The following is a 20,485-nucleotide window of genomic DNA, read 5'->3' on the forward strand; positions in this document are numbered from 1 at the left end:
GTGTGCGTTTGTCTGCGCGTATCAAAGCACGCGGTTGTTCAGCCACGGCTGGCGCGCGAGGCGCTCGGCTTCGTACTGGCGGATCTTGTCGGCGTGACGCAGCGTGAGGCCGATGTCGTCGAAGCCGTTCAAGAGACAGTAGCGGCGGAACGCGGCCACTTCGAACGGATACTCCTTCGAGCCGTCGGTCGTGCGCACGACCTGCTTGTCCAGATCGACCGTGAGCTGGAAGCCGTTGAACGCGTACGTTTCGTTGAACAGGTGATCCACGTCCGATTCGGAAAGCACGATCGGCAACAGGCCGTTCTTGAAGCAATTGTTGTAGAAGATGTCCGCGAAACTCGGCGCGATGATCGCGCGGAAACCGTACTGGTCGAGTGCCCACGGCGCATGCTCGCGTGAGCTGCCGCAGCCGAAGTTCTTGCGCGTGAGCAGCACCGACGCGCCCTGATAACGCGGCTGGTTCAGCACGAAATCCGGATTGAGCGGGCGCTTCGAGTTGTCCTGGCCCGGTTCGCCGTGATCGAGGTAACGCCATTCGTCGAAAGCGTTCGGGCCGAAGCCGGTGCGTTTGATCGACTTGAGGAACTGCTTCGGAATGATCGCGTCGGTATCGACATTCTCGCGATCGAGCGGCGCCACGACGCCGGTGTGTACGATGAATTTTTCCATGATCCGTGATCCTGATGGATGCTGATCGGGCAGGGGCGCTTCGATACGTTCAGTCAGTTCGATGCGCCCCGCAACCGTGCAAGGCTAGAAGGCGTGCGTCACAGCTTGCGCTGGACGGCGCGCGCGGAATCGCTGATGTCCTCGCCCACGCCGGCCACCGTGTTGCAGCCCGCCAGCGCGAGAACCCAGCCCGCCATGACGAACAGCGCCACGCGCCGCGTGATCGCATTGACCTTCATACGCTTACCCCAGCTTGCGAATGTCGACGAAATGGCCTTCGATTGCTGCGGCGGCTGCCATGGCCGGGCTCACGAGGTGCGTGCGACCGCCCGCGCCCTGGCGGCCTTCGAAGTTGCGGTTCGAAGTGGATGCGCAACGCTCGCCCGGCTCCAGCCGGTCGGCATTCATCGCGAGGCACATCGAGCAACCCGGCTCGCGCCATTCGAAGCCCGCTTCCGTGAACACCTTGTCGAGGCCTTCGCGCTCGGCTTGCGCCTTCACGAGACCCGAGCCCGGCACGACCATCGCGAGACGGATGTTCGGCGCCACGCGGCGGCCGAGCTTCTTCACGACATAAGCGGCGGAGCGCAGGTCTTCGATACGCGCGTTCGTGCACGAACCGATGAAGATCTTGTCCGGCTTGATCGACTCGATCGGCGTATTGGGTTCGAGCGCCATGTACTGCAGCGCGCGTTCCATCGCGTCGCGCTTGACCGGGTCCTTCTCGCGCTCAGGGTCAGGCACGCGGCTGTCGACTGCCGTGACCATTTCCGGCGACGTGCCCCACGTGACCTGCGGCACGATGTCGGCCGCGCTCAGTTCGACCACGCGGTCGAAGTGCGCGCCTTCGTCGGTGCGGAAGTTCTTCCAGTACTCGACGGCCTGGTCCCACTCCGCGCCTTGCGGCGAGAACGGACGGCCCTTCAAGTAGTCGATCGTGGTGTCGTCCACGGCGACCATGCCCGCGCGCGCGCCGCCTTCGATCGCCATGTTGCAGACGGTCATGCGGCCTTCCATCGTGAGACTGCGGATCATCGAGCCGCCGAACTCCATGGCGTAACCCGTGCCGCCCGCCGTGCCGATCTTGCCGATGATGGCGAGCACGATGTCCTTCGCGGTGCAGCCGCGCGGCAGTTGACCCTCGACCTTCACGAGCATGTTCTTGCTCTTCTTCTGCAAGAGCGTTTGCGTGGCCAGCACGTGCTCGACTTCCGAGGTGCCGATGCCGTGCGCAAGCGCGCCGAACGCGCCGTGCGTGGACGTGTGCGAGTCGCCGCAGACGATCGTCATGCCGGGCAGCGTGGCGCCCTGCTCCGGACCGACGATGTGCACGATGCCCTGACGCTGGTCAGCCATCTTGAACTGCGTGATGCCGAAGGAGTCGCAGTTCGCATCGAGCGTGTCCACCTGCAGCTTCGAGACCGGGTCGGCAATGCCGTGGCTGCGGTCGGTAGTGGGCACGTTGTGGTCGGACACGGCCAGGTTCGCGCTGATGCGCCACACGGGGCGCTCATGCAGCTTCAGGCCTTCGAAAGCCTGAGGACTCGTGACTTCGTGCAACAGATGACGGTCGATGTAGAGAATCGTCGTGCCGTCGTCTTCCGTGTGGACCACATGCGTGTCCCACAATTTGTCGTAGAGCGTCTTTGCCATGATGTGCGGGGAAATGTTTGACTGCGGGGCAATACGGTGTGAATCGATTATGCCACGCGAAACCCGCTCACTACAGGGCCTTTCCTGAAAAAAAGCGATAAAAAACAGTGAGTTGGGTGGTAGTCGCGATACCTGTATCAGCGTTACCCGGCGAGCACGGGTGTCGCGGCGCAGAGGACCATAGGGACGCCACCGCTGGAATGCGCAGACGGATCGACGCAGAAGCGCGCAGATCACGCATGGATCGGACAGGCGCCGACCGCAAGGCTGAAGCGATTCTGGATGCAGAAAAAGAGATGCGCCGGCCCGACCACGACCGGCGCAAGTTGGTTACCGCTGTGAGAACGGTGAAACATGGGCTTCGGAATCCGCGACACAGGGGGAGCCGCATCACCGACGTCCATCACTGTCTAACGGCAATTTGGCGCCAGGGTTTAATCGGGGCCAATGCCGCGCTCTAAAACGGTGCGCAGCCACGCCGTCATCAGTTAGCTTTCCTGATTTTCTGGGCTCTTCATCCACCTCTGGCGGCGGTTTCCGCCGGGGGCGGGACGAGTCGCCAGGCCGGACACCGCGCGCTCAGGCACGAGGTTTGCGAGACGAGCCCGGCCACAAGGAATTCCACTTTGTGATTTCATCACACTCAATAAACGACGCCGCGGTCGACCAGGCAAACCCGGAGGCTTCATGCCACTCGCAATCCGCACTGCGCAACACAGAACAAGCAGAAGAAAACCAGCAGCGCCGCGCCGCTCGCGGGCCACGCAGCGTGCATCTCTCGCCGCTGCGGCATGCGCCCTCGCCGCGCTTGCCCCGCGCGCCATGGCGCAAACCCCCTCGCCGCTTGGCGAATGGCAATATTCCGCGGGCATTCCGCTCGAAAAGATGTTTGAGCCGAACCGTCCCGACTTCGAGGCACGGCTTGGCGTGGGCGCGACCTTCGAGCCGCGCTACGACGGCTCGGACCGCTATCACACATTGGTCGGGCCGAGCATCGACTTGCGCTACAAGGACATCCTGTTCGGCTCGACGGGCGAAGGCTTCGGCGTCAACGTTCTGCAGGGCCCGAACTGGCGCGTGAGCGTCGCCGGGGCCTACGACCTCGGGCGGCGCGGCCAGGACGACCCGACGCGGCTGCATGGGATGGGCAACATCAACCCGGCGCCAGAATTGAAGATCGCCGGCGAGTATGTGATTTCGAAGGACTTTCCGCTCGTGTTCCGCACCGCTTTCACGCGCAGCTTAGGCGGCTCGAATGGCTGGACTGCGGACCTCGGCGCGTATATGCCGCTGCCTGGCAGCAACGAGAACTTCTACTGGTTCGCCGGCCCTTCGGTCACGTTCGCCGATTCCAACTACATGCAGAGCTGGTTTGGCGTGACGCCGCAGCAGGCGGCTGCATCGGGTTACCGTCAGTACGACGCGAGCGCGGGCCTCAAGTCGGCCGGCTTCGGCATCACGATGGTGTACTTCGTCAACAAACATTGGTTCGTGAGCGCGGACGGCGCGCTCAAGCGCCTGCTCGGCAGCGCCTCGCACAGCCCGATCATCCAGACGAAGACGGGCGGTGTTTGCGACGTTTCGATCAATTACCAGTTCTAGCGCTGCTGCCCGCTGCCGGCGCCCCGGATCGTGCCGGCACGCTCGGCGCTTAATGAACGCGAGCCGCAGCGCTCCTCATTCTTCGCTCATTTTGCTCTGCCAGGATGGTTTCCATCGAGGCCGCGTTGCCCTTCACGCAAGACAGCAAGGGCCTCGATGACCTGTCACTCATCACGGAGCGCATCATGAAATGCCCCAATTGCCCTGACGTCACCCTCTCGCTCGCAGAGCGTCAGGGCGTCGAACTCGACTACTGCCCGCAGTGTCGCGGTGTCTGGCTCGATCGCGGCGAACTCGACAAGCTGATCGAACGCAGCGGCAACCGGCACAATCGCAACGAAGGCGATGCACAGGCATTCCGCCAGCACGGTTCGAAGCACGGCGCGCAACACGGTGATTACGCCCCGCGCCGCGCTCACGACAGCTACAGCGGCAATGGTCATCGCCGCAAGTCGTGGCTTCAGGACCTCTTCGACTGAGCCACGGCTACGCCAATCGTTCCATCGACATCACGCTTTAAGAGGATTCCTGAACATGCGTACCTATACCTGCAACAGCCCGCAAGCCGCGGGCCGGATCGTCGCCGTCGCGCTGCTCGCAGACGGCCACCTGAGCAGCGAGGAGCTTGCAGCAGTCCATCGCGCGCGCGTTGCCGACCGGCTCGGCCTCGCGCCCGGCGAATTCGGCGAAATCCTCAAGGGCCTGTGCGAAGACTTGCAGACCACCTCGCACCTGAACTGGAGCGACGCATGCAAGCTCGACTCCGACGTGATGCAGCAAGTCATGCGCGAGCTAGACGATCCCGCGCTGCGCGCCGAAGTGCTGAATCTGTGCCATGTCGCGGTGTATTCGGTCCGGCACGTCGCCGAAAGCGAAGCCGCGCTGCTCGCCTCGCTTAGCCGCGCGTGGCAGAAGGAACCCTGGCAGCGTCTGCTGGCGTAAGTTCGCGCGCGATGCGTGCCTTCCCCCATGCATCGCGCCACGCGGCGAGCCTCGCGCTCGCCGCGGTTTTTACAGCGCGCAGCGCCTTGCACGCTCTTTCATATTCGAGCGTTCCGGCGCTCACGTGCAAACGGCCCAACCCAGCCCGCGCACGTTGCGGATCACCGCAGGGCCGAACTTGCGGCGCACGCTGTAGATCACGGCATCCACCGCGTTGCTTTCGACTTCCTCGCCCCAGCCATAAAGCCGCCCCTCGATTTGCTGACGCGACAGGATCGCGCCCGGCCGCTCGAGCAACGCGAGCATGAGCGCGTACTCGCGCGCGGACAGGTCGTCGGACTGGCCGTCGAACGTGAGACGCCGCGCGTTCATGTCGAGCGTCACGCGGCCGCTGCCCATGGTCGGCGACGCGAAGCCCGACTTGCGCCGCACCACGGCGCGGATGCGCGCGAGCAGTTCCTTGCTTTCGAACGGCTTCACGAGATAGTCGTCGGCACCGAGATCGAGGCCTTCCACGCGCGTGTCCACGTCATCGCGCGCGGTGATGATCAGCACGGGCGTGGCGTCCTGCGACTCGCGCAAGCCGCGCAGCACATCGAGCCCGCTCAGGTCGCCGAGACCCAGGTCGAGCAGGATCGCCGTGTACGAGCCGTCCCGAATGGCGTCGCGGCCGCTCTCGCCCGTGCGCACCCAGTCGACGCTGTATGACGCGTCCTTCAACGCGCGCAGTAGCGCGGGCCCGATCAGCAGATCGTCTTCGATCAGCAGAATGCGCATCGTGTCCGTCCTTTGTTTCGCATGCTTGCCGGCATTTTGCCTTACCGGCTTGCGCTGGATTGGCGCGGCAACTCGATTCGCGCGACGATGCCGCTTTGTCCATCGCGCCGGTTCGCGAGCGTCACGCGCCCGCGGTAACTCTGCGCCACCGCCTGCGCGATGGCGAGGCCAAGGCCGCTTCCGTGCGCATCATGACCGCCCGCGCGGAAAAACCGGTCGAACACGCGCGGCAAGTCGGCCTCGGCAATGCCGGGCCCGTTATCGGTCACCTCGATGACAACGCCTTTGTCCTCGCGGCGCACCGCCACGTCCACGCGCGCACCTTCCTGGCTGTAGCGGATCGCGTTGTCCACGAGATTGCGCACGAGCACGCGCATGTCGGTTTCGGTGGCGCGCACCGTCACGTCGTCGAGACGCTCCACGCCCAGATCGACGCGGCGCGCGTCGGCGAGCGGCAGCAGATCGGCCAGCACGTCGGTGACGACTTGCGGCAGCGGCACCTCCGTCAACACGCGTTGCGCACTGCCGATTTCGGCACGCGCAAGACCGAGCAGCTGCGAGACGAGCGCGCCAGTGCGCACGATGCCGCGCCGCAATTCCTCGAAACGCTCTGGGTACTGTTCGGGCGGCGCATTGCGCAGGTTATCGATCTGCAGCTGCATGGCGGAGATCGGCGAGCGCAGTTCGTGCGCGGCATCGGCGATGAACATGCGCTCGGCGCTCACGAGCACCGAAAGGCGCTCGATCATGCGATTGATCGATTCGACGAAGGGGCGAAGTTCGACGGGCGCCTGTCCGGCTTCGAGCGGTTTGAGGTCGTGCAGATCGACCTTCGCGGCGCGGCGCCCGATGCGCTCGAGCGGCCGCAGCGAAACGCGCACGGTCACGGCGATCGTGAGCGCGAGCAGAGGCAGCAGCGCGAGCACGGGCAGCAGGCTCCAGAACGCCACGCGCAAGGCGTTGCGATTGCGCATGCTGCGCGATTCGGCCACCTGAATGTATTCGTCGCCGGCGGCGAGCGCGAACACGTCCCACGCCTCACCGTCATAGTCGATTGACGAGAAGCCGCCTGGCGCGCGCGGCAGCGCGACGCCCGCGTTGCTCGTGCGGCCTGGCGCGTCGCCATCGCCGGCGGACCAGATCTGCACGACGAAATCGTCGGCGGGCAAGCGTTCGCCGCGCGGCTCCGTCACGCGATGCGGCACGCCCGTCTGCACGTGCGCGGCCGCGTCGCGCAGGGTCGTGTTGAACTCGGCGGCGAGACTGCGCACCACGAGGAACGTGCCAAGCGCGCCCAGCACGCCGACGAGAATCGCGAGCGTGCCGATCGCAATGCTCAGGCGGCGATGCAGGGAATGCGCGGCGAAGAACATGGAGCGTCTCGGGTTGGGAGGCGCGCTCCATCATAAAGGATTCGCGGCATGCGTCCGGCTGCATGGCGGGGTTCAGCGGCGGTTCAGCGATGCCCCCCGCCACCCATGCCGCCCCCGCCGCCATGCCCCATGCCGCTCCAGACGCCGCCGTGCCCGCCATGGAAGCCGCCATGCATGCCTGACACCGGATGCATATGCGGCCCGCCCGGGAAGACATGATCCATGTGATGAAAGTGATGGAAGTGATCGACGAACACGACCGACCCGCCCACGAACACCGGCGGCCACCAGCCGTACCACGGACCGGCGTAGTAAGCCGTCGCGTCGGGCCAGGCCACCGGGTAGACGAGCGTGTCGTCGCTCTGCATGATCTGCCATGTGCCGTCGGGTTGCAGGCACGCGAGGCCGCTGATCTGCTGCGGCGTGCCGTCGATCTCGGCGGTGCCGGTAACGGGCCGGCATGGCGCCGGTGGCGGGTAAGACCCATACGCGGCCTGCTGCGACGCAACCGGCGTCGTGCAGGCGCCCAGCAGGCAGGCCAGCACACTGAAGGCGAGAAGTCTGCTCATGATTTTGCCCCTCGCGATGGACCGGCCTCGTGGCGCGCGGGTTGCGCGCTGGCGCCGTGAAGACTCCATCGGTACGCCTCGCACTCGGCGCGCGAATACATCGGCGCGCCTGCGTGTCATCTGCAAAACGAGGGGCGTGGCGGGACTATTCCTTTGCTGGCGCGCTCTCGTGGCACGTATGGCCCGTGCCCCGATTACGACTTGTTTCGGCGCCGCCGCTGAGGTGCGTCATGAGGTGCGTCATGCCTGCCACCGCGTAACGAACGCGCGAATGTCCTCGTTCACGCGCGCCGCGTGGTTGAAGTACATGCCGTGCGTGCCGCCTTCGTAGACCTTCAGCGTCGCGCGTTCGAGCGCGGCCGCCGTGGGGCGTCCGGTGATCTCGAGCGGAGCCGATGCATCGCAGTCGCCATGCAGCACGAGCGCCGGCACGTCGATCGCGGCAAGTTCGCGGCGGAAGTCGGTGGCCATCTGCACGCGAGGCAGTTGCGCCGCTGCGTATAACGACGCGCCCAGCATCATGTCCGCCGTCCACTGAATTACCGTTCGCGACGTGCCGGGGCTGAAGTAGGCCTCGGCGCGCCGCTCGATCCAGTCGGGAAACGAAGCGAGCATCTCTTCGATCGATGCTTCGAAGAGGCTCGCATCGAGGCCGCCCGGATTGTCAGCAGTCTTGAGCAAATAGGGCGTCGATGCCGGCGAAACCAGCACGATGCCCGCTACGCGGCGTGAGCCGTGACGGCTCAAATAGCGCACGACCTCACCGCTCGCGAACGAATGGCTGACCAGCGTGACCCGCGCCAACCCGCGGGCGTCGAGTACGGCTTCGAGATCGTCGGCGAGTGTGTCGTAGTCGTAGCCGCGGCCGGGGTCGCTTGAGCGCCCGTGCCCGCGGCGGTCGTATGCCACGCAGCGATAGCCCGCGGTTGCGAGCGGCGCGCATTGGTAGTTCCACATGTCGGCGTTGAGCGTCCAGCCGGAGAGGAACACGAGTGGCACACCATCGCCCCAGTCGCGATAGTGCAGTCCGGTGTCGTCGTCGATGCGGATATAGCCAGGTTGGCGGGCATTGAATGTGTCGCGTGCCATAGTCGTCGCTCCTTGCGGTTGGGGTGTGCCGATGAGGACCATGGTCGTCGATGCCGTGCGCGCTGACGATTACGTCGGAGGTAATGGCCGTGCGCACGCGGCAAGGACGCGTGACCGGGCTGCGCGCAATCGCACCGCGCCGGTGCTAGATTCGTCACACGTACCGCCCAGGAGACGAGCATGAGCAACACCTCGCCGCGACCGGCCTTCGGGTCGGCCATTTACTATCGCGATCCGTTCGCCGCACTCGACTGGCTCGAAAAGGCGTTCGGCTTCGAGCGCCAGTTTGTAGTCACTTCGGCGGATGGAAAGCTCGGTCACTCGGAAATGCGCTTTGGGGACGGCTACGTGATGATTTGTGGCGGCTGGCCCGGCATGCCCTACACGAGCCCCGCCGAACTGGAGGGCAAGAACACGCAGTCGGTGCACGTGCAGTTGAAAAGCGGTCTCGACGCGCATTGCGAGCGCGCCCGCGCCGCGGGTGCGAGGATCATCCGCGAGCCGGCGGACCAGTTCTACGGCGACCGCGTCTATGTGGCATGCGACCCCGAAGGCCACGTATGGAGCTTCGGCGAGACGGTGCGCGAGGTCACGCGCGAAGAGGCGGAAAAGGCCAGCGGACTGAAGATCGATGGCTGGATTTGAACGCCATAGCTGGCTCAAATAGAAAACGCCCCGACGGGCGATAACCCGTCGGGGCGTTTGCATTTCCGCTTGCGCGCAGTGCGCGCAAAGCGAAACGGCTTAGCGTTGCGCGATCGGCTTCGCTTCGCGCGGCGTTTCGCCGATGAACAGCTGACGCGGACGGCCGATCTTCTGCTCGGGGTCGGCGATCATTTCGTTCCACTGCGCAATCCAGCCCACCGTACGCGCCATCGCGAAGATACACGTGAACATCGAGGTCGGGATGCCCAGTGCGCGCTGCACGATACCCGAGTAGAAGTCGACGTTCGGGTACAGCTTGCGCGACACGAAGTATTCGTCTTCCAGCGCGATCTTTTCGAGCTGCATGGCGAGCTTGAAGAGCGGGTCGTCATGCAGACCGAGTTCGTTCAGCACTTCGTAGCACGTCTCGCGCATGAGCTTCGCACGCGGGTCGTAGTTCTTGTACACGCGGTGACCGAAGCCCATCAGCTTCACGCCCGAGTTCTTGTCCTTCACCTGCTTGATGAACTCAGGAATCTTGTCCGGCGAACCGATTTCTTCCAGCATGTTCAGTGCGGCTTCGTTCGCACCACCGTGCGCCGGGCCCCACAGACAAGCGATACCGGCCGCGATACACGCGAACGGGTTCGCGCCCGAGGAGCCAGCCAGACGCACCGTCGAGGTCGACGCGTTCTGCTCGTGGTCGGCGTGCAGGATGAGGATACGGTCGAGCGCGCGCACGAGCACGTCGTTGACCTTGTACTCTTCGCACGGGTTCGAGAACATCATGCGCATGAAGTTCGCGCTGTACGACAGATTGTTCTGCGGGTACACGAACGGCTGGCCGATCGAGTACTTGTACGCCATGGCGACGAGCGTCGGCAGCTTCGCGATCATGCGGATCGCCGAAACTTCACGATGCTTGGGGTTGTTGATGTCCAGCGAGTCGTGATAGAACGCCGACAGCGCGCCGACTGCGGCGACGAGAATCGCCATCGGGTGCGCGTCGCGGCGGAAGCCGCGGAAGAAGAACTGCATTTGCTCGTGAACCATCGTGTGCTGCGTGACGGTCTTCACGAACTCTTCCTTCTGCGCCGCGTTCGGCAGTTCGCCGCGGTACAGCAGGTAGCAGGTTTCGAGGAAGTCGGCGTTTTGCGCGAGATTGTCGATCGGGTAGCCGCGGTACAGCAGCTCGCCCTTGTCCCCGTCAATGTACGTGATCGCCGAGTTGCACGACGCCGTCGACATGAAGCCCGGGTCATACGTGAACTTGCCGGTCTGACCGTACAGTTTGCGGATGTCGATCACATCCGGGCCCATCGTGCCCTTGTAGATCGGCAGTTCGACGCTCGGCGAATTGTCGCTGAACGATAGCGTGGCTTTTACATCAGACGGGGTCATAGCACATCCTCAATCGAAGGATAAACACGGGATTCGATAGTTTTGTACGTCCGGCGCGGCGACAGCTCAACGAGCTGCGTGCCGCCACGCTCAGACGTTCCGAAGCAGCTCCAGCACCCGCTTCACGTCCGGGTCGGCAAGGTCGCCTTCTGGTTCCTTGCGCGCGAGCAGCAAGTCCATCAGGTCGTTATCGCTCAGCTCGAGCAGGCGCGTGAGAGCGCCCACGTCGGCGTCGCTGAGTTCATGCTCATAGCGCTCGAAAAACCGCTCAAAAATCAGATCATTTTCGAGCAGGCCGCGCCGCGCGCGCCAGCGGAGGCGCGCGCGGCGATGGGGGTCAGACTGGTGCGATTCCATTTCAGAACAGCAACATCAAACCGCGCGGCGGAACATCAGTTCCTTGATCTTGCCGATCGCCTTCGTCGGGTTCAGGCCCTTCGGGCAAACGTCGACGCAGTTCATGATCGTGTGGCAACGGAACAGACGGTACGGGTCCTCGAGGTTGTCGAGGCGCTCGCCGGTCGCTTCGTCGCGGCTGTCCGCGATGAAGCGGTAAGCCTGCAGCAGACCTGCCGGGCCGACGAACTTGTCCGGGTTCCACCAGAAGCTCGGGCACGAGGTCGAGCAGCTTGCGCACAGAATACACTCGTACAGGCCATCGAGTTCGTCACGCTGCTCAGGCGACTGCAGACGCTCCTTCTCGGGCGGCGGCGTGTCGTTGATCAGGTACGGCTTGATCGAGTGGTACTGGTTGAAGAACTGCGTGAAGTCGCAGATCAGGTCGCGCACGACGGGCAGGCCCGGCAGCGGACGCAGCACGATCTTCGCCGGCAGGTCGTTCAGGTTCGTCAAGCAGGCAAGACCGTTCTTGCCGTTGATGTTCATGGCGTCCGAACCGCACACGCCTTCACGGCACGAACGGCGGAACGACAGCGTTTCGTCCACTTCCTTGAGCTTGACCAGCGCGTCGAGCAGCATGCGCTCGTGCGTGATGTCCAGCTCGTACGTCTGCATGCGCGGCGCCGCGTCCTTGTCCGGATCGTAGCGATAGACTTCAAAAATGCGTTTGGCCATTTCCAATTCCTTTTGACTGGCGTGTGCCTTAGAACGTACGCGCCTTCGGCGGCACGGACTCGACGGTCAGCGGTTTCATGTGGACCGGCTTGTAATCGAGTCGGTCACCTTCGCTGAACCAGAGCGTATGGCGCAGCCAGTTTTCGTCGTCGCGGTGTTCGTAGTCGCTCTGTGCGTGCGCACCACGGCTTTCCTTACGGGCTTCAGCCGAAACCATCGTTGCGCGCGCAACTTCGACCAGGTTCGCCACTTCGAGCGCTTCCACGCGCGCCGTGTTGAACACCTTCGACTTGTCCTTCAGGTGGATGTGCTTCGCGCGCTCAGCGATCTGCGCGATGTCCTTCACACCGTCTGCCAGCAGCTTCGAGGTGCGGAACACGCCTGCGTGCTTCTGCATCGAGCCGCGGATGTCGTTCGCGACGCTCTGCGCGTACTCGCCCGAGGTCGACTTGTCGAGCTCGGCGAGGCGCGAGAGCGCGAAGTCGGCGGCGTCGGCCGGCAACGGCTTGTGATCGCGCAGCTCCTTGACGTGCTTGACGATGTGGTTGCCAGCCGCACGGCCGAACACCACGAGGTCGAGCAGCGAGTTCGTGCCGAGGCGGTTCGCGCCGTGCACCGAGACGCACGAGCATTCGCCCACGGCGTAGAAGCCGTTGACGACTTCTTCGTGACCCTTCGGCGTGCCAACGACCTGGCCGTTGATGTTCGTCGGGATGCCGCCCATCTGGTAGTGGATGGTCGGCACGACCGGGATCGGCTCCTTGATACAGTCCACGTTCGCGAACTTGAGCGCGATTTCGCGGATCGACGGCAGACGCTTCATGATCGTCTCGGCGCCGATGTGCGACAGGTCGAGCAGCACGTGGTCCTTGTGCGGACCCACGCCACGACCTTCCTTGATTTCCTGGTCCATCGAACGCGAAACGAAGTCACGCGGTGCGAGGTCCTTCAGCGTCGGAGCGTAACGCTCCATGAAGCGCTCGCCGTTCGAGTTACGCAGAATGCCGCCTTCGCCGCGCACGCCTTCCGTGATCAGCACGCCCGCGCCGGCCACGCCGGTCGGGTGGAACTGCCAGAACTCCATGTCCTGCAGCGCGATGCCCGAACGGGCCGCCATGCCAAGGCCGTCACCGGTGTTGATGAACGCGTTGGTCGATGCCGCGAAGATCCGGCCCGCGCCGCCCGTGGCGAACAGCGTGGTCTTGCCTTCGAGGATGTAGACGTCGCCCGTTTCCATTTCGAGCGCGGTCACGCCGAGCACGTCGCCATCGGCGTCGCGGATCAGGTCGAGCGCCATCCATTCGACGAAGAACGTGGTCTTCGCCGCGACGTTCTGCTGATACAGCGTGTGCAGCAGCGCGTGGCCGGTACGGTCAGCAGCAGCACAGGCGCGCTGAACCGGCTTCTCGCCGTAGTTGGCCGTGTGGCCGCCAAACGGGCGCTGGTAGATCGTGCCGTCGGCGTTACGGTCGAACGGCATGCCCATGTGTTCGAGTTCGTACACGGCGTTCGGTGCTTCACGGCACATGAACTCGATCGCGTCCTGGTCGCCGAGCCAGTCGGAACCCTTGATCGTGTCGTAGAAGTGATAGTGCCAATTGTCTTCGCTCATGTTGCCGAGCGAGGCGCCGATGCCGCCCTGCGCCGCCACCGTGTGCGAACGCGTGGGGAACACCTTCGAGAGCACGCAAACCGACAGGCCAGCGCGCGCGAGTTGCAGCGAAGCGCGCATCCCCGAGCCGCCAGCACCGACGATGACCACGTCGAACTTGCGACGCGGCAGTGAATTCTTGATTGCAGCCATTCTTTTACACTCTCCAGAGAATCTGAGCGGCGTAGCCGAGGCTGCCCAGCAGCCATGCGATCGTGAGGACGTCCAGCGTGATGCGCAGGCCGACCGGCTTGATGTAGTCCATCCAGATGTCACGCACGCCAACCCACGCGTGCAGGAACAACGCGACCAGGGTGACGAACGTGGCGAGCTTCATCCACTCAGCGGAGAAGATCGACGCCCAGCCGTCATACGAGAAGTCGTGCGCGCCGAAGAACAGGACGAGCAGCACGACGGTGTAGATCGCCATGATCACGGCGGTGGCGCGTTGCGCGATCCAGTCGCGAATGCCGTAGTGAGCGCCGACGACGTGACGCTTCGGACCGATACCGTTTTTAGCCGACATTTTTTAGAACGCTCCGAAGAGTTTTGCCGCAAAGGCGATCGTGAGGACCGTGGAGATGATCACGACGACGAGGGAGGTCGTCTTGCCTTTTTCCTTGCTCACGAGGTCATGGCTGAAGTCCATGCACAGGTGGCGCACGCCAGCGCAGAAGTGGAACAGGAACGCCCACCCGAGGACCAGCACGATGAGCTTGACGATGATGTTCGAGAGGAAGCCCTTGAATACCTCGAAGCTCAGCTCCGAAGTGAGGCTCTGGTCCAACAGGAACAAGATGAAAGGCAGGAACAGGAACAACAGCACACCGCTGATGCGGTGGCCGATCGACACACGACCGGCCAGAGGCAGGCGGTATGCGAACAATATCTGCCCAAGCCCGATGTTCCGGTATTCCGGCCTCGGTTTTTTTGCGGCTTCTGCCATGCTAGACCCCTACTATGTGTTAACACTAATTCGCAATTTTAGCGCCTTTTCATATCGCGCTGCAGCGAAATCCACGTCGGGTACGGCTGGTGGTGCGCGCAAGCAAAGGCACTCTGGGGAAGGCTCCGCGCCTTTCGCGCGGCCGCCCGTCAACTCAAATCATTCTGATAGTAATACCCGGTTGTGACATACCATCCGCGGCGCACCTCGACCGGCCGGTCTCCATAGGTATAGGACACTCGCTCGACCGAAAGCAAAGGAAAACCTGCCGGCACCTTGAGCAGATCGGCCACTGTAGGCTCCGCGGCCACGGCGCGGATCTTCTCGGTCGCGCGAATCATGCGCGTGCCGAACTCCGCCTCGAACATGGCGTAGAGCGGGCCTTTGTACTCGGCGAGGCGCTCGCTCGTGAGTCCGCGGAACACGCCGCCGGGCAGCCAGATCTCGTCGAGCACGGTGCTTTCGCCGTCGAACTGCAGGAGACGCCGGATCAGCACCACCGGGTCCGAGGGCTTGAGCTCGAGCTGGCGAGCGATCTCGGCCGAAGCGCGCAGGCGCCGGCAGTCGAGCAGCTTGCTCACGTGCGGGTGCTCCGCGCCGTCGTCGGCGAGCAACCGGAGGAAGCGGAACTGGGCGCGCTCTTCGTTGTGCGTTGCAACAAACGTACCCTTGCCCTGGCGGCGCACCAGCAGGTTGTCGGCAGCCAACTCGTCGATCGCCTTGCGCACGGTCCCCTGGCTCACCTTGTAACGGGCGGCCAGTTCGACTTCGCTGGGGATGATTTCGCCGGGCTTCCATTCGCCGGACTCGAGGCTCTGTGTAATGAGCCCCTTGATCTGCTGATACAGCGGACTGAACGTCGGGGATGGCGGAACCGCGGGCGCAGACGCTGGAGCCCCGCTCTCGGGAGCGGTGGAATTCGCGTTGCTGGCCGGGTTTGCACTCATGGCGCGCATTTCAACATAAACCCCCCTACGCATCAAGCATTTTGCCTGCAATAGTTATGTCTTATATAAGACATAAGATACTGTTGACTTTGACCCTGCTGACTCCTACACTCCCGATCGAGCAAGGGTTTGCGGGCAGGCTGCATGCTAATTTCAGGACATGAAACCGGCATGACGCAGAGGAGCCGCCGGCTGCATCCACATCGTGGCGAATGCGCCACGAGCCGCCTTGCACGATGCTGTTCCCTCACGCAGTAAACGCAGTAGAGGTTTCGATCCGCCCAGCCGGCACGCCTGAGTCATTGCGCGCCGCGCGCTTCGTGGAAGAGCCCGAGCGAGCTGTTGCAGGAGTCGGCACACGCGAAGCGGCCAGCGTCTGGCGTCCCTCTGAGGGCGCCCCGTTCACCTCTTGCCATGTTGCACAGGTTACCGGCACGGCGGTCCGCGCCGGCGCCGCACGCGTCACGGCTTGTCAGTCATTGTTGTTCCAGTGAAGCGCGCACGCCAGCGAGAAAGACCGCCTGTTTCACCTACGCTTCGTGTATCGCGCATATAGAATGGCGTTTTACCCTGGCGTCTAACGCATCTTCCTGGAGATTTTCAATGGCTAAGCCCGCAAAGCGCGTTGCCGTCACCGGCGCCGCAGGTCAGATCGCTTACTCCCTGCTGTTCCGCATTGCGAATGGCGACCTGCTCGGCAAGGATCAGCCCGTCATCCTGCAACTGCTCGACCTTCCGCAAGCGCAAGCCGCCGTCAAGGGCGTCGTGATGGAACTGGACGACTGCGCATTCCCGCTGCTCGCGGGCGTGGTCATCACCGACGACCCGAAGGTCGCGTTCAAGGACGCCGACGTCGCCCTGCTGGTTGGCGCACGCCCCCGCTCGAAGGGCATGGAGCGTAAGGATCTGCTCTCGGCAAACGCTGAAATCTTCACGGTTCAGGGCAAGGCGCTGAACGACGTCGCCAGCCGCGACGTGAAGGTGCTGGTCGTCGGCAACCCGGCCAACACGAACGCCTACATCGCCATGAAGTCGGCACCGGATCTGCCGAAGAAGAACTTCACCGCCATGCTGCGTCTGGACCACAACCGCGCGCTCTCGCAACTGGCCGCCAAGTCGGGCAAGCCGGTCGCTTCGATCGAGAAGCTCGCCGTGTGGGGTAACCATTCGCCGACGATGTACCCCGACTTCCGTGTCGCCACGGCCGAAGGCCAGTCGCTGACCAAGCTGATCAACGACGACGAATGGAACCGCAACGTGTTCATCCCGACGGTCGGCAAGCGCGGCGCGGCGATCATCGAAGCGCGCGGCCTCTCGTCGGCAGCTTCGGCGGCCAACGCAGCGATCGACCACGTGCGTGACTGGGTTCTCGGCACGAACGGCAAGTGGGTCACGATGGGTATCCCGTCGGACGGCTCGTACGGCATTCCCGAAGACATCATCTACGGCGTGCCGGTGACGTGCGAAAACGGCGAATACAAGCGCGTGGAAGGCCTGGAAATCGACGCGTTCTCGCGCGAAAAGATGGACGGCACGCTCAACGAGCTGCTCGAAGAGCGCGAAGGCGTGGCTCACCTGCTCGGCAAGTAAGCCAGCTGTACGAACGGAACGCGCGATTTACGCCCGTTCCGTTCTGCTTTATGGGCCCGACGGGTCGCCCTGTGCGGGCCACCCTACGCGGGCCGCCCTATGCGGGCCACCCGATCCGCATGCGCCTTGCTGGCAGGACGCATCCGAATCCGGTATCTCCTACAAAACTCAACTCCCGACGCCGAAGATGCGCGCCATGCTCCCAGCCGAAGTGCTGTTTGACGGCGAAGCGCCGCCTGCCATCCTGCCCGCATGCGACCACTACGCGGGCAGTGAGAAGCTGATGCTCAAATCGCTCGCGCTGCAGCAGCAGTTGGGCCCGGTATTCGACATCACGCTCGACTGCGAAGACGGTGCGCAGGTAGGCCGCGAAGCCGAACACGCCGATCTCGTCGCGTCGCTCATCGGCGGCGAGCACGACCGCTTTGGCCGCGTTGGCGTGCGCATCCACGATTTCCATCACCCGCATTGGCGCGACGACGTGCGCATGATCCTGCGCGCCGCGAAACGCGCGCCGGCCTTCATCACGCTGCCGAAGATCCGCGCTGTGGGCGACGCCGCCGAAATGACCGCGTTCATCGAGGCCACGCGCGTCGAGATGGGCATCGACAAGCCCATTCCCGTTCAATTGCTCGTCGAAACGCATGGCGCGCTCGCGCGCGTGTTCGACCTCGCTGCGCTGCGCGGCGTCGAGTCCCTGAGCTTCGGCCTGATGGACTTCGTCTCCGCGCACGATGGCGCGATTCCCGATACGGCAATGCGCTCGCCCGGCCAGTTCGACCACCCGCTCGTGCGCCGCGCGAAGCTCGAAATCGCGGCCGCGTGCCACGCTTTCGGCCGCGTACCCTCGCACAACGTGAGCACGGAAGTGCGCGACATGGAAGTGGTGGCGAACGACGCGCGACGCGCGCGAAACGAGTTCGGCTATACGCGTATGTGGAGCATTCACCCGGCGCAGATTCCCGCAATCGTGGCCGCTTTCGCGCCGCGCGACGAAGAAATCGCCCTGGCCGCCGAAATCCTGCTGGCGGCGCAACACGCGCAATGGGGTCCGACACGCCACGGCGACACGCTGCACGACCGCGCGAGCTATCGCTATTACTGGTCCGTGCTGCGCCGCGCGCGCGCCACGGGCCGCGCCGTACCGGCCGAAGCGGCGCCGCTGTTCGCGCGGGGCGAACTGACTGGGGAGTCGGCCTGAAGCGTGCCACGATCGGTCGCAGAAAACGTTTTCAACGTACTCAGCGATGGCAACAATGCGGATCTCGTGGCGCATAGCGCAGCAACGGCAGTCACGGACAGTTACAGGCAGTTACTAGCGAACCAAGGCGCAAACAACACCGGGCCGGAGAAATTGAAGTTCACGGCAATAAATAGGTGAAAATAGCGTCCGCTGCGCGCTTTCGGGGCGCGCGCAGTGCAAACGGCGGTTGCCTGTTCAACCGCGCACTGATCAACCGCTTTTAGATAGATAAAGGTTTGACTCCCATGAAGAAACTGCTGATCGCCGCTGTTATCGGCACGCTGTCCTCGACGCTGATGCTGGCGGCCACCGACGCCGCCGCACAAGGCACCACGTCGACCACGACTGCCAAGAAGCCTGCTCCGAAGCATCGCATCATCAAGCGCAAGGCCAATCCGGCCAAGGAAGCGAAGGTCGATGCGATCCCGGAAGGTTCGGAGCACTGGACCTGCGCTGAAGGCGCGCAATTCGACCTGAAGGGCGACATGGCACGTGACCAGATCGTCACCGTTCACTGGGCGAACAAGAACTACAACCTGCCCCGTCAGGTCACGACCACGGGCGCCGACCGCTTCCACGACGCCGCAACCGGCCTCGACCTCGTCGTGATCCCGACGAAGGCCATGCTGTTCTCGGACAAGGACAGCTCGCGCCTGGCCGACGAGTGCAAGACTGTTGCCATGCAACAAGGCGCCATGGCGCCGACGCAGGCTCAAGCGCTGAACCCGGCTAACCGCGCTCCGGCGGCCGCCAGCGGCGCCGCGGGTCAGTAAGAACCGCAGGAACGCCTCGATGTCCGCCCTGATCTCCAACGTCAGGCCGCAGCCGGACCAGGTACTGGTCGATATCGTCGACTACGTGCTGGGCTTCCGGGTAGACAGCGCGCTCGCGCTGACGACGGCCCGGCATTGCCTGATCGATACCCTCGGCTGCGGACTCGAGGCGCTCTCCTACCCCGCCTGCACCAAGTTGCTAGGACCGATCGTGCCGGGCACGGTCGTCCCGCACGGCGCGAAGGTGCCCGGCACGTCATTCCAGCTCGACCCGGTTCAGGCCGCGTTCAGCATCGGCGCGATGATCCGCTGGCTCGACTTCAACGACACGTGGCTTGCCGCCGAATGGGGCCATCCGTCGGACAACCTGGGCGGCATTCTCGCGACCGCCGACTGGCTCTCGCGCACCGCCATCGCTCAGGGGAAATCGCCGCTCACCATGCAGCACGTGCTCGAAGGCATGGTGAAGGCGCACGAGATCCAGGGCTGCATTGCGCTGGAGAACTCGTTCAACAAGATCGGTCTCGACCATGTGCTGCTCGTGAAGCTCGCCTCGACCGCCGTGGTCGGACAAATGCTCGGGCTCACGCGCGACGAACTGATCAACGCCGTCTCCCTCGCGATGGTCGACGGCCAGTCGCTGCGCACCTACCGCCACGCGCCCAATACGGGCTCGCGCAAGTCGTGGGCCGCAGGCGACGCCACCTCGCGCGCCGTGCGCCTCGCGCTCATGGCAAAAACGGGCGAGATGGGTTATCCCTCGGCGCTCACGGCGAAAACCTGGGGCTTCTACGACGTCTCGTTCAAGGGGCAGCCGTTCAAGTTTCAGCGCCCCTACGGCACGTACGTGATGGAAAACGTGCTGTTCAAGATTTCGTTCCCCGCTGAATTCCACGCGCAGACCGCCGCCGAAGCCGCGATGACGCTGTACGGCGTGCTCGCGCAACACGGCAGGACGGTTGGGGACATCAAGCGCATCACCATCCGCACGCATGAAGCGGCGATCCGCATCATCGACAAGAGTGGCCCGCTTGCAAACCCGGCCGACCGCGACCACTGTATCCAGTACATGATCGCCGTGCCGCTGATCTTCGGGCGTCTAACCGCCGCCGACTACGAAGACGAAGTCGCGAGCGACCCGCGCATCGACGCCCTGCGCGCGAAAATGGTATGCGTGGAAGACCCGCAGTTCACGAAGGATTATCACGATCCGGACAAGCGTTCGATCGCGAATGCGCTCACCATAGAGCTAATCGAAGGCACGACGCTCGACGAGGTCGTAGTGGAGTACCCGATCGGCCACAAGCGGCGGCGCGAAGAAGGCATCCCGCTTTTGATCGAGAAGTTTCGAATCAACCTCGCGCGCCGCTTCCCCGCGAAGCAGCAGCAGGCGATTCTCGATGTCTCGCTGGACGAAGCGCGGCTTTGCGCCCTGCCCGTCAACGAGTACGTCGACATGTTTGTGATCTGAGCAATCAGGCAGATATCAGTGACAGCAGCAAACGAGCAGTAAGCGTTATTTCCGCGATTAAACGAAG

The 20,485-nt window shown here is 63.8% G+C and carries 22 protein-coding genes; 8 read left to right on the forward strand and 14 right to left on the reverse strand.

The features are described 5' to 3' along the window. Nucleotides 1–21 precede the first annotated feature (21 nt). The 3 genes from leuD to leuC form a co-directional block, all read right to left on the reverse strand. On the reverse strand, nucleotides 22–672 hold the full coding sequence (leuD, locus tag L0U83_RS22205) for a 3-isopropylmalate dehydratase small subunit (RefSeq protein ID WP_158760568.1): 651 nt from the start codon (nucleotides 670–672) through the stop codon (nucleotides 22–24). 98 nt (nucleotides 673–770) lie between these two features. Then, on the reverse strand, nucleotides 771–911 hold the full coding sequence (locus tag L0U83_RS22210; RefSeq protein WP_233886254.1) for an entericidin: 141 nt from the start codon (nucleotides 909–911) through the stop codon (nucleotides 771–773). 4 nt (nucleotides 912–915) lie between these two features. Beyond that, nucleotides 916–2,325 (reverse strand): 3-isopropylmalate dehydratase large subunit, encoded by a 1,410-nt coding sequence (leuC, locus tag L0U83_RS22215; RefSeq protein WP_233886255.1) that lies wholly within the window; start codon nucleotides 2,323–2,325, stop codon nucleotides 916–918. Nucleotides 2,326–3,012: 687 nt separating this feature from the next. On the opposite strand from leuC, the gene L0U83_RS22220 reads away from it, so the two are divergent. The 3 genes from L0U83_RS22220 (at nucleotide 3,013) to L0U83_RS22230 (ending at nucleotide 4,869) form a co-directional block, all read left to right on the forward strand. Beyond that, a complete protein-coding gene (locus L0U83_RS22220; RefSeq protein ID WP_373321077.1) occupies nucleotides 3,013–3,927 on the forward strand; it encodes a MipA/OmpV family protein in 915 nt (304 codons plus the stop codon). A gap of 185 nt (nucleotides 3,928–4,112) precedes the next feature. Further along, nucleotides 4,113–4,406, forward strand: a complete 294-nt coding sequence (locus L0U83_RS22225; protein ID WP_233886257.1) for a TFIIB-type zinc ribbon-containing protein — start codon at nucleotides 4,113–4,115, stop codon at nucleotides 4,404–4,406. 55 nt (nucleotides 4,407–4,461) lie between these two features. Then, nucleotides 4,462–4,869 carry a tellurite resistance TerB family protein gene (locus tag L0U83_RS22230; protein WP_233886258.1) on the forward strand — a complete coding sequence of 136 codons (408 nt, stop codon included), beginning with the start codon at nucleotides 4,462–4,464 and terminating at the stop codon, nucleotides 4,867–4,869. A gap of 120 nt (nucleotides 4,870–4,989) precedes the next feature. On the opposite strand, the gene L0U83_RS22235 is transcribed toward L0U83_RS22230, so the two are convergent. From L0U83_RS22235 to L0U83_RS22250, 4 genes are all read right to left on the reverse strand, one after another. Continuing rightward, entirely contained in the window at nucleotides 4,990–5,646 is a 657-nt protein-coding gene (locus L0U83_RS22235) for a response regulator transcription factor (protein WP_233886259.1), read from the reverse strand. A 41-nt stretch (nucleotides 5,647–5,687) separates the two neighbouring features. Continuing rightward, nucleotides 5,688–7,019: a sensor histidine kinase gene (locus L0U83_RS22240; protein WP_233886260.1), complete on the reverse strand. Its 1,332-nt coding sequence runs from the start codon at nucleotides 7,017–7,019 to the stop codon at nucleotides 5,688–5,690. Between the two features lie 83 nt (nucleotides 7,020–7,102). Next, entirely contained in the window at nucleotides 7,103–7,588 is a 486-nt protein-coding gene (locus L0U83_RS22245; RefSeq protein ID WP_233886261.1) for a hypothetical protein, read from the reverse strand. Nucleotides 7,589–7,828: 240 nt separating this feature from the next. Next, the gene (locus L0U83_RS22250; RefSeq protein WP_233886262.1) at nucleotides 7,829–8,677 is read right to left on the reverse strand and encodes an alpha/beta fold hydrolase; all 849 of its coding nucleotides are present in this window, start codon (nucleotides 8,675–8,677) and stop codon (nucleotides 7,829–7,831) included. A gap of 180 nt (nucleotides 8,678–8,857) precedes the next feature. On the opposite strand from L0U83_RS22250, the gene L0U83_RS22255 reads away from it, so the two are divergent. Continuing rightward, a complete protein-coding gene (locus L0U83_RS22255; RefSeq protein ID WP_233886263.1) occupies nucleotides 8,858–9,322 on the forward strand; it encodes a VOC family protein in 465 nt (154 codons plus the stop codon). 99 nt (nucleotides 9,323–9,421) lie between these two features. Here L0U83_RS22255 and gltA read toward each other — a convergent pair whose 3' ends face one another. The 7 genes from gltA to L0U83_RS22290 all read right to left on the reverse strand — a co-directional run bounded on the left by gltA (nucleotide 9,422) and on the right by L0U83_RS22290 (nucleotide 15,341). After that, a complete protein-coding gene (gene gltA, locus L0U83_RS22260) occupies nucleotides 9,422–10,723 on the reverse strand; it encodes a citrate synthase (RefSeq protein WP_158760579.1) in 1,302 nt (433 codons plus the stop codon). A gap of 90 nt (nucleotides 10,724–10,813) precedes the next feature. Then, complete coding sequence (locus tag L0U83_RS22265) at nucleotides 10,814–11,080, reverse strand: FAD assembly factor SdhE (protein WP_028202905.1); 267 nt, start codon at nucleotides 11,078–11,080, stop codon at nucleotides 10,814–10,816. Between the two features lie 15 nt (nucleotides 11,081–11,095). Beyond that, on the reverse strand, nucleotides 11,096–11,797 hold the full coding sequence (locus tag L0U83_RS22270) for a succinate dehydrogenase iron-sulfur subunit (protein WP_233886264.1): 702 nt from the start codon (nucleotides 11,795–11,797) through the stop codon (nucleotides 11,096–11,098). Nucleotides 11,798–11,825: 28 nt separating this feature from the next. Beyond that, complete coding sequence (gene sdhA, locus L0U83_RS22275) at nucleotides 11,826–13,601, reverse strand: succinate dehydrogenase flavoprotein subunit (protein ID WP_233886265.1); 1,776 nt, start codon at nucleotides 13,599–13,601, stop codon at nucleotides 11,826–11,828. Between the two features lie 4 nt (nucleotides 13,602–13,605). Further along, nucleotides 13,606–13,974: a succinate dehydrogenase, hydrophobic membrane anchor protein gene (gene sdhD / locus L0U83_RS22280; protein WP_158760582.1), complete on the reverse strand. Its 369-nt coding sequence runs from the start codon at nucleotides 13,972–13,974 to the stop codon at nucleotides 13,606–13,608. A gap of 3 nt (nucleotides 13,975–13,977) precedes the next feature. Next, complete coding sequence (gene sdhC / locus L0U83_RS22285) at nucleotides 13,978–14,394, reverse strand: succinate dehydrogenase, cytochrome b556 subunit (protein ID WP_201696108.1); 417 nt, start codon at nucleotides 14,392–14,394, stop codon at nucleotides 13,978–13,980. Between the two features lie 149 nt (nucleotides 14,395–14,543). Continuing rightward, nucleotides 14,544–15,341 carry a GntR family transcriptional regulator gene (locus L0U83_RS22290; RefSeq protein WP_233886266.1) on the reverse strand — a complete coding sequence of 266 codons (798 nt, stop codon included), beginning with the start codon at nucleotides 15,339–15,341 and terminating at the stop codon, nucleotides 14,544–14,546. 603 nt (nucleotides 15,342–15,944) lie between these two features. Between L0U83_RS22290 and L0U83_RS22295 the strand changes: the two genes are divergently transcribed. The 4 genes from L0U83_RS22295 to L0U83_RS22310 all read left to right on the forward strand — a co-directional run bounded on the left by L0U83_RS22295 (nucleotide 15,945) and on the right by L0U83_RS22310 (nucleotide 20,418). Beyond that, entirely contained in the window at nucleotides 15,945–16,931 is a 987-nt protein-coding gene (locus tag L0U83_RS22295) for a malate dehydrogenase (RefSeq protein ID WP_201696106.1), read from the forward strand. 187 nt (nucleotides 16,932–17,118) lie between these two features. Next, a complete protein-coding gene (locus L0U83_RS22300) occupies nucleotides 17,119–18,132 on the forward strand; it encodes an HpcH/HpaI aldolase/citrate lyase family protein (RefSeq protein WP_233886267.1) in 1,014 nt (337 codons plus the stop codon). Nucleotides 18,133–18,419: 287 nt separating this feature from the next. Further along, nucleotides 18,420–18,947, forward strand: a complete 528-nt coding sequence (locus L0U83_RS22305; RefSeq protein WP_233886268.1) for a hypothetical protein — start codon at nucleotides 18,420–18,422, stop codon at nucleotides 18,945–18,947. Between the two features lie 19 nt (nucleotides 18,948–18,966). After that, nucleotides 18,967–20,418 carry a bifunctional 2-methylcitrate dehydratase/aconitate hydratase gene (locus L0U83_RS22310; RefSeq protein WP_233886269.1) on the forward strand — a complete coding sequence of 484 codons (1,452 nt, stop codon included), beginning with the start codon at nucleotides 18,967–18,969 and terminating at the stop codon, nucleotides 20,416–20,418. Nucleotides 20,419–20,485 lie beyond the last annotated feature (67 nt).

The organism is Paraburkholderia flagellata (assembly GCF_021390645.1).
GTDB classification, from domain to species: domain Bacteria; phylum Pseudomonadota; class Gammaproteobacteria; order Burkholderiales; family Burkholderiaceae; genus Paraburkholderia; species Paraburkholderia flagellata.